Annotated in this window: 12 protein-coding genes; 10 read left to right on the top strand and 2 right to left on the bottom strand. The window is 72.8% G+C overall.

Annotation, left to right across the window (positions count from 1 at the left end):
- Positions 1–67 precede the first annotated feature (67 nt).
- Both efp and nusB read left to right on the top strand, forming a co-directional pair.
- Complete coding sequence (gene efp / locus ACFFKU_RS13185; protein ID WP_380138584.1) at positions 68–628, top strand: elongation factor P; 561 nt, start codon at positions 68–70, stop codon at positions 626–628.
- A 12-nt stretch (positions 629–640) separates the two neighbouring features.
- Positions 641–1,048: a transcription antitermination factor NusB gene (nusB, locus tag ACFFKU_RS13180; protein ID WP_380138582.1), complete on the top strand. Its 408-nt coding sequence runs from the start codon at positions 641–643 to the stop codon at positions 1,046–1,048.
- A 36-nt stretch (positions 1,049–1,084) separates the two neighbouring features.
- Here the strand turns inward: nusB and ACFFKU_RS13175 are convergent, their stop codons facing one another.
- Both ACFFKU_RS13175 and bldD read right to left on the bottom strand, forming a co-directional pair.
- A complete protein-coding gene (locus ACFFKU_RS13175; protein WP_380138581.1) occupies positions 1,085–2,341 on the bottom strand; it encodes a methyl-accepting chemotaxis protein in 1,257 nt (418 codons plus the stop codon).
- A 442-nt stretch (positions 2,342–2,783) separates the two neighbouring features.
- Positions 2,784–3,278, bottom strand: coding sequence for a transcriptional regulator BldD (bldD, locus tag ACFFKU_RS13170; RefSeq protein WP_106206055.1), 495 nt, complete (start codon positions 3,276–3,278; stop codon positions 2,784–2,786).
- A gap of 267 nt (positions 3,279–3,545) precedes the next feature.
- On the opposite strand from bldD, the gene pyrR reads away from it, so the two are divergent.
- From pyrR to solA, 8 genes are read left to right on the top strand one after another with little or no spacing between them, the layout of a single operon-like run.
- Complete coding sequence (gene pyrR / locus ACFFKU_RS13165; RefSeq protein WP_380138579.1) at positions 3,546–4,115, top strand: bifunctional pyr operon transcriptional regulator/uracil phosphoribosyltransferase PyrR; 570 nt, start codon at positions 3,546–3,548, stop codon at positions 4,113–4,115.
- The gene (locus tag ACFFKU_RS13160; protein ID WP_380138578.1) at positions 4,115–5,074 is read left to right on the top strand and encodes an aspartate carbamoyltransferase catalytic subunit; all 960 of its coding nucleotides are present in this window, start codon (positions 4,115–4,117) and stop codon (positions 5,072–5,074) included. Before pyrR ends, ACFFKU_RS13160 begins: the two co-directional genes overlap by 1 nt.
- Positions 5,071–6,360 carry a dihydroorotase gene (locus ACFFKU_RS13155; protein ID WP_380138576.1) on the top strand — a complete coding sequence of 430 codons (1,290 nt, stop codon included), beginning with the start codon at positions 5,071–5,073 and terminating at the stop codon, positions 6,358–6,360. Before ACFFKU_RS13160 ends, ACFFKU_RS13155 begins: the two co-directional genes overlap by 4 nt.
- Positions 6,360–6,899 carry a PH-like domain-containing protein gene (locus ACFFKU_RS13150; protein ID WP_380138574.1) on the top strand — a complete coding sequence of 180 codons (540 nt, stop codon included), beginning with the start codon at positions 6,360–6,362 and terminating at the stop codon, positions 6,897–6,899. The genes ACFFKU_RS13155 and ACFFKU_RS13150 overlap by 1 nt, the downstream gene beginning before the upstream one ends.
- On the top strand, positions 6,896–8,068 hold the full coding sequence (carA, locus tag ACFFKU_RS13145) for a glutamine-hydrolyzing carbamoyl-phosphate synthase small subunit (protein WP_380138572.1): 1,173 nt from the start codon (positions 6,896–6,898) through the stop codon (positions 8,066–8,068). Before ACFFKU_RS13150 ends, carA begins: the two co-directional genes overlap by 4 nt.
- On the top strand, positions 8,068–11,373 hold the full coding sequence (gene carB, locus ACFFKU_RS13140) for a carbamoyl-phosphate synthase large subunit (RefSeq protein ID WP_380138570.1): 3,306 nt from the start codon (positions 8,068–8,070) through the stop codon (positions 11,371–11,373). Before carA ends, carB begins: the two co-directional genes overlap by 1 nt.
- Positions 11,370–12,206 (top strand): orotidine-5'-phosphate decarboxylase, encoded by an 837-nt coding sequence (gene pyrF, locus ACFFKU_RS13135; RefSeq protein WP_380138568.1) that lies wholly within the window; start codon positions 11,370–11,372, stop codon positions 12,204–12,206. The genes carB and pyrF overlap by 4 nt, the downstream gene beginning before the upstream one ends.
- A gap of 4 nt (positions 12,207–12,210) precedes the next feature.
- A complete protein-coding gene (gene solA / locus ACFFKU_RS13130; RefSeq protein ID WP_380138566.1) occupies positions 12,211–13,416 on the top strand; it encodes an N-methyl-L-tryptophan oxidase in 1,206 nt (401 codons plus the stop codon).
- The last annotated feature ends 226 nt before the right edge of the window (positions 13,417–13,642 follow it).

Below are 13,642 nucleotides of genomic sequence, written 5' to 3'. Positions count from 1 at the left end.
GCCCCGTTACCCTGGTACCGGATCCTGACGGTCGCGAAGACCTCCTGAAGACGACGAAAGAGCTGACGTGGCATCGACGAACGACCTCAAGAACGGCACCGTGCTCAACCTCGACGGCAACCTCTGGTCGGTCGTGGAGTTCCAGCACGTGAAGCCCGGCAAGGGCGGCGCCTTCGTCCGCACGAAGCTGAAGAACGTCCTGTCCGGCAAGGTCGTGGACCGGACCTTCAACGCCGGCGCCAAGGTCGAGACCGCGACCGTGGACAAGCGCGACATGCAGTACCTGTACAAGGACGGCGAGGACTTCGTCTTCATGGACTCGGCCACCTACGACCAGATCATGATCCCGGCCGCCACCGTCGGCGACGCCGCGAACTACATGCTGGAGTCGCAGGAGGCGATGGTCGCCACCCACGAGGGCACCCCGCTCTACGTCGAGCTGCCGACGTCGGTCGTCCTCGAGATCACCTACACCGAACCGGGCCTGCAGGGCGACCGCTCGACCGGCGGCACCAAGCCCGCGACGGTCGAGACCGGCTACGAGATCCAGGTCCCGCTGTTCCTGGAGTCCGGCACCAAGGTCAAGGTGGACACCCGTACCGGGGACTACCTCGGCCGCGTCAACTGAGCGCGGGACCCGATGGCAGCCCGGCGCAAGGCGCGCCTGCGCGCGCTGGACGTCCTGTTCGAGGCCGAGCAGCGTGAGCTGGACCCGATGGTCGTGCTCAAGGCCAAGATCGAGCGGGGCAACCCGCCGGTCGGTCAGTACGCCGTGACCATCGTCGAGGGCGTGCAGGAGCACCGCGCGCGCATCGACGAGATCCTCTCCACCTACTCGATGGGGTGGACGCTGGAGCGGATGCCGGCCGTCGACCGCAACGTCCTCCGGATGGGGGTGTGGGAGGTCCTGTACGCCGAGGACGTCCCCACCCACGTCGCGCTGGCCGAGGCGGTCGAGCTGGTCCAGGACCTCTCCACCGACGCCTCGCCGCAGTTCGTGAACGGGCTGCTGGCCCGCGTCGGGGACCTGGCCGACACCCTGCGCTGAGGCCGTCCGCCCGGACCGGTGCCGGGCCGCCCCGGGTCAGACGGTGAAGGACCGCACCTGGGCGAGGACCTGGGCCGACATCGCCGAGAGCCGGGCGGCGGCCTGGTTGGCCTGACGCACCGCGGTGCTGGTCGCGGTCGCCGCCTGCGCGACGTTGCCCACGCTGGCGGCGATCCGGGCCGAGCCCTCGGCGGTCTCGGCGATGCTGCGGTTCATCTCCGTGGCCGTCGCCGTCTGCTGGGCCACCGCGCTGGAGACGACGGCCTGGTGGCGGGAGATCTCCTCGACGACCCCGGCGATCTCGTCGATGCCCGCGGCCGCGCCCGCCGCGTGGCACTGGATGCGCGCGACCCGATCCCCGACGTCGCCCGTGGCCAGCGAGGTCTGCACGGCGAGCTCCTTGACCTCCGCGGCCACGACCGCGAACCCGCGCCCGGCCGCACCGGCCCGGGCCGCCTCGATGGTGGCGTTGAGCGCGAGCAGGTGGGTCTGCTCGGCGATGACGGTGATGGTCTTGACGACCTCGCCGATCTCGCGCGAGCTGTCGGCCAGAGCGGTGACCGTGGCGGTCGCGGCCCCGGCCAGACCGACCGCGCGGTCGGCGATGCGGGCGACGTCCTCGGCCTTGGCCGAGATCTCCTGGACCGCGGCCGCGGTCTCCCGGGTGCCGATCGCCAGGGTCTCGGCGTTGGCCGACACCTCGTGCGCGGCGCCGGCGACGAGACCCGCCTGGGACGACGTCGTGCCGGCCCAGTCGGCGATCGTGGCCGAGGTCTGGGCCACCTCCCCGGCGCTCGCCGAGACGGCCGTGCTGGACGCGGTCACCGCGCTCATCAGGGCCCGGAGGTTGCCGACGGCCGCGTTCAGCGCGGTCGCGGTGCGGCCGAGCTCGTCGCGGGTCTCGACCCGGACGACGTGGGTCAGGTCGCCCGCGGCCAGGGCCAGGGCGGCGTCGCGCAGCCCCCGCACCTGCCGGACCAGGACGGCACTGAGGTAGAGGCCGAGGGCCAGCGCCAGGGCCAGACCGAGCAGGCCCGCACCCACGATGAAGCCGACCGAGCGCAGGGCCTGGTGCTCGTTGGCCCGCACGGCCGAGTCCGCGGCCCGGGTCTGCTCGGTGAGCTCGGCGGAGAGGGCGTCGAGGAAGGTCGTGGTGAGGGGGCGCACCTGCGCCACGTAGGCCTGCTGGTACGCGGTGGGACCCTGGGCGGCGACGGGCCGGACCGCCGCCGCGGCGGCCCGGTAGTCGCGCAGTGCCGTGCGCGCCCGGGCCATGGCCTCGCGGTCCACCACGAACGGCTCGTAGGCCGCCAGCGACGCGTCCAGCCGCTGCTCGTAGTCGGCCTGCTGCTGCAGCAGCGTGACCCGGTCCGCCGGGGCGCTCGGTCCGTACTCGACGACCCGTGACCGGGTGGCCTGGAACCAGCGCTGGGCGTCGACCAGGTCGGCCCGGGGCTCGACGTGCGGGTGTACAGCTCCTGCATGGAGGTGCGCAGCTGCAGGATGCGGACCGTCCCCACCCCGCCGACCACCAGGGCGACGACGGCGAGCACCGTGATGACGGCGACGATCTTCAACCGCACCGGGAGGTGCCGCAACGAACTCATGCGCAGAAGATCGGCACGCACGGGTCGCCACCTGATCGCGGCGGCCTGGCGGATTCGCCGGGAGCGGGGGACGCAGGACGGCCCGGCCCCCGTGCGGGGACCGGGCCGTCTGGATCAGCCGTGCTGGATCAGCCGTGCTCGACGGCGCGGCGCGCGTCGGCGTTCAGCACGCCCCAGGCGATGAACTCGTCGCAGAGCGTGGTCGCCGGCACGTCGTAGATCACCGCGAGGGTGCGCAGGTCGTCGGCGCGGATCGAGAGGACCCGGCCGTTGTAGTCGCCGCGCTGGGACTGGATGGTCTTCGCGTAGCGGTCCAGGGGCCCGGCCTTCTCGGCGGGGACCTCCTGCAGGCGCTCCAGGTCGAGCACGAGCCGCGGTGGCGGCTCGGAGCTGCCCTGGGGAGCCCCCTCGGGGAGCAGGGCCGAGACGGGAACCCCGTAGAAGTCGGCCAGTTCGGCCAGTCGCTGGACGGTCACCGCACGGTCGCCGCGTTCGTAGGACCCGACGACGACGGCTTTCCATCGCCCTTCAGACTTCTCCTCGACGCCGTGCAGAGACAGTCCCTGTTGGGTGCGGATGGCGCGAAGACGCGATCCGAGTGCGCGGGAGTAGTCCGATGCCATACGAGAATCGTCACTGAGCGTGAATGTCTCCGTCAAGCTGACCGCGCGCATCTGCGCGGAGAGTGCGGCTTTACCACCCGTCTGCCGCGAGCTTGACTACCCAAAGTGACGGGTGTGCATCGCTGCGGCACCCTGGTTGGACCCGGTGCGTCCGCTGTGACCCCCGACCGGGGGACAGGCGAGGTCCGGTAGGGTCGGGACCGTTCAGACATCCGGTGAACAGACATCCTTTAAGGACCGTCCAGAGAGGCGGGGAAGGAGGTCGCTGTGACGGCTGCCCAGGACGCTTCCGGGGCTCCCGCGCGGGTCCTGCTCGAAGCACCCGACGTCCAGCGGGCGCTGACGCGCATCGCCCACGAGATCCTCGAGGCCAACAAGGGCTCGTCCGGGCTGGTCCTGCTCGGCGTCCCGACGCGCGGGGTGCAGCTGGCCCGGCGACTCGCCGCCCGCATCGCCGAGGTCGAGGGCTCCCAGGTTCCCACCGGCTCCCTCGACGTCACCATGTACCGCGACGACCTCCGTCGGCACCCGGTCCGCGAGCTGCTCCCCACCGAGCTCCCGCCGGGCGGCATCGACGAGAAGACGGTCGTCCTGGTCGACGACGTGCTGTTCTCGGGGCGGACCATCCGGGCGGCCCTCGACGCGCTCGCCGCGCTCGGCCGACCCCGCGTCGTGCGCCTGGCCGTGCTCGTCGACCGCGGTCACCGCGAGCTGCCGATCCGCGCCGACCACGTCGGCAAGAACCTGCCCACCTCCCTCGCCGAGCGCGTCGACGTCCAGGTCGCCGAGCTGGACGGCCGCGACGCCGTCCTGATCTCCGGACGGGGGGGCAACTGATGCGACACCTGCTCTCCGCCGCCGACCTCGACCGCGACGCCGCCGTGCGGGTCCTCGACGTCGCCGAGGAGATGGCCGCCACCCAGCGTCGGGAGATCAAGAAGCTCCCCACGCTGCGCGGTCGCACGGTCGTCAACCTCTTCTTCGAGGACTCCACCCGGACCCGGACCTCGTTCGAGGCCGCCGCCAAGCGCCTCTCCGCCGACGTCATCAACTTCTCGGCCAAGGGCTCCAGCGTCTCCAAGGGCGAGTCCCTCAAGGACACCGCGCTGACGCTGCAGGCCATGGGGGCCGACGCGGTCGTCGTGCGGCACTGGGCCTCGGGCGGTCCGCACCGCCTGGCCCACGCGGGCTGGGTCTCCGGCAACGTCGTCAACGCCGGCGACGGGACCCACGAGCACCCGACCCAGGCCCTGCTCGACGCGTACACGATGCGCCGGCACCTGCGCGCCTCGACCGGAGACCTCCGCGGAGCGCGGGTGGTCGTCGTCGGCGACGTGCTGCACTCGCGGGTGGCCCGCTCCAACGTGCTGCTGCTGCACACCCTCGGGGCGCACGTGACCCTGGTCGCGCCGCCCACCCTGCTGCCCTTCGGCGTCGAGACCTGGCCCTGCGCGGTCACCACCGACCTCGACGCGGCGCTCGCCGAGGGCGAGCCCGACGCCGTGATGATGCTGCGGGTCCAGCGCGAACGGATGGACGCCGCCGCGGGCGGGTTCTTCCCCTCCGCGCGCGAGTACACCCGTCGCTACGGCCTCGGCCGCGACCGGCTCGCGCTGCTGCCCGCGCACACCATCGTCATGCACCCCGGCCCCATGAACCGCGGGCTGGAGATCTCCGCCGACGCCGCCGACAGCCCCCGCTCGACGATCGTCGAGCAGGTCGGCAACGGCGTGGCCGTGCGGATGGCCGTCCTCTACCTGCTGATGGCCGGCGAGACACCGGGAGGCAACCAGTGAGCACCACCCTCGTCCGCGGGGTCGCCCCGCTCGGCGCGGAGGCCACCGACCTGCTGCTGCGCGACGGCGTGATCGCCGAGGTCGGCGCCGGGCTGAGCGCCCCCGCGGGGGCCGAGGTCGTCGAGGCGGCCGGGCTCGTGGCGCTGCCCGGCCTGGTCGACCTGCACACCCACCTGCGCGAACCGGGCCGCGAGGACGCCGAGACGGTGGACTCCGGCACCCGGGCGGCCGCGGCCGGCGGGTTCACCGCCGTGTTCGCGATGGCCAACACGTTCCCCGTGGCCGACACGGCCGGGGTCGTCGAGCAGGTCCGGCGCCTCGGGGAGGAGGCCGGGCACGCCGAGGTCCAGCCCATCGGCGCGGTGACCGTCGGTCTGCGCGGCGAGCAGCTCGCCGAGCTCGGCGCCATGGCCGACTCGGCCGCGGCCGTGCGGGTCTTCTCCGACGACGGGCACTGCGTCGCCGACGCCGTCGTGATGCGCCGGGCGCTGGAGTACGTCAAGGCCTTCGACGGGGTGATCGCCCAGCACGCCCAGGAGCCCCGGCTCACCGACGGGGCCCAGATGAACGAGGGCGTGGTCTCCTCCCGCCTGGGGCTGCGCGGCTGGCCGAGCGTGGCCGAGGAGGCGATCATCGCCCGCGACGTGCTGCTGGCCGACCACGTCGGCTCGCGGTTGCACGTGTGCCACCTGTCCACGGCCGGCTCCGTCGAGATCGTCCGCTGGGCCAAGGCCCGGGGCGTGCAGGTCACGGCCGAGGTCACCCCGCACCACCTGCTGCTGACCGACGAGCTGGTCTCCGGCTACGACCCGGTCTTCAAGGTGAACCCGCCGCTGCGGACCCGCGCCGACGTCGAGGCGGTCCGCGAGGGTCTGGCCGACGGGACGATCGACGTCGTCGCCACCGACCACGCCCCCCACCCGGTGGAGGACAAGGACTGCGAGTGGGGCGCCGCGGCCATGGGCATGACCGGGTTGGAGACCGCCCTGTCGGTGGTCCAGCACGCGATGGTCGAGACGGGGCTGCTGACCTGGGAGCAGGTCGCCGACCGCCTGTCGGTGGCGCCGGCCCGCATCGGCCGGTTGACCCACCAGGGTCGACCGTTGGCCGTGGGCTCGCCCGCCAACCTCGTGCTGGTGGACGCCTCGGCGCGCACGGTCGTCGACCCCTCGCGGCACGCCACCGCCGGTCGCAACTCGCCGTTCCGCGGGCTGGAGCTGCCGGGTCGCGTCGTCGCGACCTTCCTGCGCGGTCGACGGACCTTCGCGGCGGGGGGTGCGGTCTGATGCGCTGGCTCGCCGTCATCATCCTGCTCATCGGCCTGCTGCTGCTCTGGCGCATGATGTTCGCCGGGTACCGTGGCCGCGCCCAGCGGCAGGGGGAGCTGCCCCGCCCCGGCGGGGCCCGGGACTGGAAGACGCTCAGCGACCAGGTCGAGGGCGTCTACGTGTCGACGACCGACGCCGAGAACGCGCTGGACCGGATCGCCGCCCACGGGCTCGGCACCCGCAGCGCCGTGCGCGTCGGGTTCGTCGACGGGGGCATCGGTTTCCTCCGCCAGGGCGCCCGCTCGTTCGTGGTGGCCCCGGCCGACATCGTCGGGATCGGGCACGGCCCCGGCATGGTCGGCAAGTGGATGGGCAAGGGCGACGGCCTGCTGGTCGTGCGCTGGAGGCTCGGTGACCGCGTGGTGGACACCGGCGTCAAGCCCCGCCACCCGGCCGAGGGCGCCCGGTTCGCCCGGCAGGTCGAGGAGCTCCTGCGGGAGCGCAACGCCCGGCGCAAGCAGATCGAACAAGGTGAGCAGGAAGGGGAGACGTCGTGAGCTCGGCGGAACAGGGAGGGGCGGTGCTCGTCCTCGAGGACGGTCGCGCCTTCCGGGGTGAGTCCTACGGCGCCGTCGGCCGGACCGTCGGCGAGGCGGTGTTCTCCACCGGGATGACCGGGTACCAGGAGACGCTGACCGACCCGAGCTACCACCGCCAGGTCGTCGTCATGACGGCCCCGCACGTGGGCAACACCGGCTACAACGACGAGGACCAGGAGTCCACCCGGATCTGGGTGGCCGGATACGTCGTGCGCGACCCCGCGCGCATCCCGTCGAACTGGCGCTCCCGGCGGTCCCTCGGCGACGAGCTCGCCGCCCAGGGGGTCGTCGGCATCTCCGGCGTCGACACCCGGGCCCTGACCCGGCACCTGCGCGAGCGCGGGGCCATGCGGGTCGGCATCTTCTCCGGCCCCGACGCGGCCCGCCCGGTCGAGGAACTGCGGCGGGTCGTCGGCGAGGCCCCCGCGATGGTCGGCACCGACCTCGCGAGCCTGGTCTCCACCGACGAGCCCTACACCGTGCCGGCCGTCGGTGAGCGCCGCTTCAGCGTCGCCGCGCTCGACCTCGGCATCAAGTCGATGACCCCGCAGCGCATGGCCGAACGGGGGATCGAGGTGACGGTCCTGCCCTCCACCGCCAGCCTGGAGCAGGTGCTCACCAGCGGTGCCGACGGGGGAGCCCCCGACGGGGTGTTCTTCTCCAACGGTCCCGGCGACCCGGCCGCGGCCACCCACGAGATCGAGCTCCTGCAGAACGTGCTGGAGCGCCGGATCCCGTTCTTCGGCATCTGCTACGGCAACCAGCTGCTCGGCCGGGCCCTCGGTTTCGGCACCTACAAGCTCAAGTACGGCCACCGCGGGATCAACCAGCCGGTGATGGACCTCAGCACCCGCAAGGTCGAGGTCACCGCGCACAACCACGGGTTCGCGGTCGACGGCCGCGCCGGCGAGGTGCGCGAGACGCCCTACGGTCGGGCCGAGGTCAGCCACGTCTGCCTCAACGACGACGTGGTCGAGGGCCTGCGCTGCCTGGACACCCCGGCCTTCAGCGTGCAGTACCACCCGGAGGCGGCCGCCGGTCCGCACGACGCGAGCTACCTGTTCGACCGCTTCGTCGACCTCATGGCCGGGACCGCCACCCCTGACGAGAACGAGAAGGACGCCTGATGCCTCGCCGTACCGACATCTCCTCGGTCCTCGTCATCGGTTCCGGCCCGATCGTCATCGGCCAGGCCGCGGAGTTCGACTACTCCGGGACGCAGGCCTGCCGGGTGCTCAAGGCCGAGGGCCTGCGGGTGATCCTGGTGAACTCCAACCCGGCCACGATCATGACCGACCCGGAGATGGCCGACGCGACCTACGTCGAACCCATCACCCCCACCGCGGTCGAGGCGATCATCGCCCGCGAACGGCCCGACGCCGTGCTGCCGACCCTCGGTGGGCAGACCGCGCTGAACACCGCGATCGCGCTCTTCGAGAGCGGCGTGCTGAGCAAGTACGACGTGGAACTCATCGGCGCCGACGTCGACGCCATCAAGCTCGGCGAGGACCGGCTGCTGTTCAAGGGCGTCGTCGAGCGCTGCGGGGCGGAGTCGGCGAAGTCGCACCTGTGCCACTCGATGGACGAGGTGCTGACCGCGGCCGAGGACCTCGGCTACCCCGTCGTGGTCCGACCCTCGTTCACCATGGGCGGGCTGGGTTCCGGTTTCGCCTACGACGAGACCGACCTGCGCCGGATCGCCGGGCAGGGGCTGCACCACTCCCCCGTCACCGAGGTCCTCCTCGAGGAGTCGATCCTCGGCTGGAAGGAGTACGAGCTGGAGCTCATGCGCGACCGCCACGACAACGTGGTCGTCGTCTGCTCCATCGAGAACTTCGACCCGATGGGCGTGCACACGGGCGACTCGATCACCGTGGCGCCGGCCATGACCCTCACCGACCGCGAGTACCAGCGCATGCGCGACATCGGGATCGCGGTCATCCGCGAGGTCGGGGTGGACACCGGCGGCTGCAACATCCAGTTCGCGGTGAACCCGGTCGACGGTCGCATCATCGTCATCGAGATGAACCCGCGCGTGTCGCGCTCCTCGGCGCTGGCCTCCAAGGCGACGGGGTTCCCGATCGCGAAGATCGCCGCGCGCCTCGCGGTCGGCTACACGCTCGACGAGATCCCGAACGACATCACCCGGGTCACCCCGGCCAGTTTCGAGCCGACGCTGGACTACGTCGTCGTCAAGGTGCCGCGGTTCGCGTTCGAGAAGTTCCCGGCCGCCGACCCGACGCTGACGACGACCATGAAGTCGGTCGGTGAGGCGATGGCGCTGGGCCGCAACTTCACCGAGGCGCTGCAGAAGGCGCTGCGCAGCGTGGAGAAGAAGGGGGCGCAGTTCAGCTGGGCGGGCGACCCGGGCGACCTCCAGGACCTGCTGACCCGGGCGCAGCAGCCCACCGACGTCCGGATCAACCTCGTGATGCGGGCCATCCGGGCCGGGGCCACCCCGGAGCAGCTGTTCGAGTCCACCCGGATCGACCCGTGGTTCCTCGACCAGATGTTCCTGCTCGACGAGGTGGCGGCCGAGGTGCGCGACGCCCCGGAACTGACCGCCGCGGTGCTGCGCACCGCCAAGCGCCACGGGTTCTCCGACCTGCAGATCGGCGAGCTGCGGCACCTGTCCGAGGACGTCGTCCGCGGGGTGCGGCACGCGCTGGGGATCCGCCCGGTCTACAAGACCGTCGACACCTGCGCCGCCGAGTTCGCGGCCACCACGCCGTACCACTACTCCTCCTACGACGAGGAGGACGAGACCGCCGCGCGCGAGAAGCCCGCCATCATGATCCTCGGCTCCGGGCCGAACCGGATCGGGCAGGGCGTGGAGTTCGACTACTCCTGCGTGCACGCCTCGTTCGCGCTGTCCGAGGCCGGGTTCGAGACCGTCATGGTCAACTGCAACCCCGAGACGGTCTCGACCGACTACGACACCTCCGACCGGTTGTACTTCGAACCCCTCACCCTCGAGGACGTCCTCGAGGTCTACGAGGCCGAGAAGCGCTGCGGCCCGGTGGTCGGCGTGATCGTGCAGCTCGGCGGGCAGACGCCGCTGGCCCTCGCCGCCAAGCTGGAGCAGGCCGGGGTGCCCGTCATCGGGACCTCGCCGCACGCCATCGACCTCGCCGAGGAGCGCGGGGCGTTCGGGCGGGTGCTGGAGGAGGCCGGGCTGGTCGCCCCCAAGCACGGCATGGCCGCGAGCTTCGGCGAGGCGCGCGGGCTGGCCGCCGGCATCGGCTACCCGGTGCTGGTGCGCCCGAGCTACGTGCTCGGCGGACGCGGCATGCAGATCGTCTACGACGAGGCCTCCCTCGAGGAGTACATGCGCACCGCGACCGAGGTGTCCCCGGACCGTCCGGTGCTGGTGGACCGGTTCCTGGACGACGCGGTCGAGATCGACGTCGACGCGCTCTTCGACGGCGAGGACCTGTACCTCGGCGGGATCATGGAGCACATCGAGGAGGCCGGGATCCACTCCGGCGACTCGGCCTGCGTCATCCCCCCGGCGACGCTGGGTGCCGGTGAGCTGCAGCGGGTCCGGGAGGCCACCGAGGCGATCGCGCGCGGTGTCGGGGTCCGGGGCCTGCTCAACGTCCAGTTCGCCCTGGCCGCCGACATCCTCTACGTCATCGAGGCCAACCCGCGCGCCTCGCGGACCGTGCCCTTCGTGTCCAAGGCGACCGGGGTCCCGCTGGCCAAGGCCGCGGCCCGCTTGATGGCGGGGAGCTCGATCGCCGAGCTGCGCCGGGAGGGTCTGCTGCCCTACCGCGGGGACGGCGGGGTCCTGCCCGCCGCGGCCCCGGTGTCGGTGAAGGAGGCCGTGCTGCCCTTCGCCCGGTTCCGGACCGCCGAGGGCGAGGTCGTGGACTCGCTGCTCGGGCCCGAGATGCGCTCGACCGGCGAGGTCATGGGCATCGACGTGGACTTCCCGACCGCGTTCGGCAAGGCGCAGGCCGCCGCCTACGGGGGTCTGCCCACCGCGGGCACCGTGTTCGTCTCCATCGCCGACCGCGACAAGCGGGCGATGATCTTCCCGGTGAAGCGCATGGCCGACCTCGGGTTCACCGTCCTGGCCACGCAGGGGACCGCCGACGTGCTGCGGCGCAACGGCATCGTCTCCACCGTGGTGCGCAAGCACTCGCAGGGCGAGGGGGCCGACGGTGAACCCACGATCGTCGGGCAGATCGCCGCCGGTCAGGTCGACATGATCGTCAACACCCCCTCGGGCAACCAGGCCCGCGCCGACGGCTACGAGATCCGGGCCGCGGCCACCGCGGTCGGGTCCCCGATCGTGACGACCATCCAGGAGCTCTCCGCCGCCGTGCAGGCGATCGAGGCGCTGCTGAACGGCCACGGCACCTCGGTGGCCCCGCTTCAGGAGCACACCGCGACGCTGGCCGCGGCCTGGGAGGGGTTCCGCGCGTGAGGTTCGGGGCGCGACTGGCCGCGGCCGTGGCCGAGCACGGTCCGTTGTGCGCGGGCATCGACCCGCACACCCCGCTGCTCGCCGCCTGGGGTCTGCCCGACACCGCCGAGGGCGTCGAGCGGTTCGGGCGCACCTGCGTCGAGGCGCTGGCCGGGTCGGTCTCCTGCCTCAAACCGCAGGCCGCGTTCTTCGAGCGGCACGGCTCGCGCGGCTTGCAGGCCCTGGAACGGGTCGTGGCCGACGCCCGGGACGCCGACGTGCTGACGATCGTCGACGCCAAGCGCGGCGACATCGGTTCGACCATGGCCGCCTACGCCGACGCGTTCGCGGGGGACTCGCCGTTGGCCGGGGACGCGGTGACGGTCTCGCCCTACCTCGGGTTCGGGTCGCTGCGCCCGGTGCTCGACGTGGCCGCCGCCCACGGGCGCGGGGTGTTCGTCCTCGCCCTCACCTCCAACCCCGAGGGGGCGGGCGTCCAGCACGCCCGGCTCGGGGGCACGTCGGTGGCGGGGGCGGTCGCCGCGGCCGCCGCCGCGGAGAACGCCGGTGTCTCGCCCCTGGGCGACGTGGGTCTGGTGGTCGGGGCCACGGTCGGCTCGGCCGTCGACGACCTCGGCATCGACCTGGGCGCCGTCAACGGTCCGCTGCTCGCGCCCGGGGTCGGCGCGCAGGGGGCGACCGCCGAGGACCTGCGCCGGGTCTTCGGCGACGCCCGCCGGCTGGTCCTGGCCTCCAGCTCGCGCGAGATCCTCGCCGCCGGCCCCGACCCCCGCTCCCTGCGCGAGGCCGCGCGCCGGTCCGCCGCGGCCGTCCGGGAAGCGCTGGGGGCGTGAGGCCGTGACCGTCGAGCACCGGACGCACGTCGTCGTCGGGGCGGGGGCGCTCGGAACCGCCGCGGCGTACTGGTTGTCGCGGCGGGGCGCCCACGACGTCCTGGTCCTCGAGCAGTTCGAGCTCGGCCACGGCCGCGGGGCGTCGGAGGACCACTCGCGGATCATCCGGCACGCCTACCACGCACCGGAGTACGCCGCCCTGACCCGGGCGGCCTACGCCGCCTGGGCCGAGGTCGAGGCGGAGACCGGGCTGCCGCTGGTGACGGTGACCGGGGGCCTGGACCTCGCCGCCGACGGCACGGCGGGGGAGACGACCCTCGCGAACTACCGGGCGGCCATGCGGGCCGAGGGGCACGAGTTCGAGGAGCTGACCGCGGCCGAGATCCGCCGACGGTTCCCGCAGTGGCGCATCGACGACGACGTCCGCGGGTTGTTCCAGGCCGAGGGCGGGATCCTCGACATCCGCAAGGCGGGCGCCGGCCACGTGGCGCTGGCCCGGGCCCGGGGCGTGGAGTTCCGGGCCTCGACGACCGTCACCGGCCTCGCCTCCACGGCCGACGGGGTCCGCCTGGAGACCGATCGCGGTCCGGTGCGGGCCGAGAACGTCGTCCTGGCCGTGGCCAGCTGGTTACCTCACCTGCGGGAGGACCTGGGCCTGCCCTGGGAGATGACCCTGAGCCAGGAGCAGGTCGGGTACTTCGCCGGCCCGCACCTGGCGCGTTTCGCCCCGGACCGGTTCCCCATGTTCGTCTTCCACGGCGGGGGCGGGCCCGGGGAGGACCGGGTGCACTACGGCTTCCCGGTGTTCGGCGAGCCGGCCGTCAAGGTCGCCCGGGACATGTCGGGGCGGTTCATCCGCTCCGAGGAGCGTTCCTACGACCCCGATCCGGCGGAGACCGCGCTGCTGCGGAGGTTCCTCGAACGGCACCTGCCGGACGCGGTCGGACCGGAGCTGCTGAGCAAGACCTGCGTCTACGACATGACCCCCGACCGGGACTTCGTCATCGACCGGGTCCCGGGCCACCCCCGGGTGCTGGCGCTGCTCGGTGCCGGTCACGCCGGCAAGTTCGCCGGCCTCATCGGGCAGATCGCCGCCGACCTCAGCCTGGAGGGGCGGACCGAGCACCCGATCGGGGCCTTCGCCTTCGACCGCCCCGCCCTCACCGACCCCGGTTTCGTCCCGACGTTCCGCCTGAACGGGGAGCACTGAACCCCTCTCAGTGCTCCCGGGGCGCCGGGGATGACCTGGTGAGCGCCCCCGACGACCCCGGCCGGACGCAGAACGACCGCCCCGGACGGGCATGATCGGACAATCCGCGCGGGATCCCGACCTGGTAACGACTTCGTGTCGAACGGGGCCGGTGTTTGGTGAACACACAGCCATCGTCTAGCGTCACCGCGTCCGACCGATGTTGTCGATCCGGAAGACGAGGACG

Origin of the sequence: Kineococcus gynurae (assembly GCF_042433995.1) — a bacterium.
Taxonomy (GTDB): Bacteria; Actinomycetota; Actinomycetes; order Actinomycetales; family Kineococcaceae; genus Kineococcus; species Kineococcus gynurae.
Note: the sequence above shows the minus strand (reverse complement) of the source record. Positions and strands in the feature narration are given on the sequence as shown.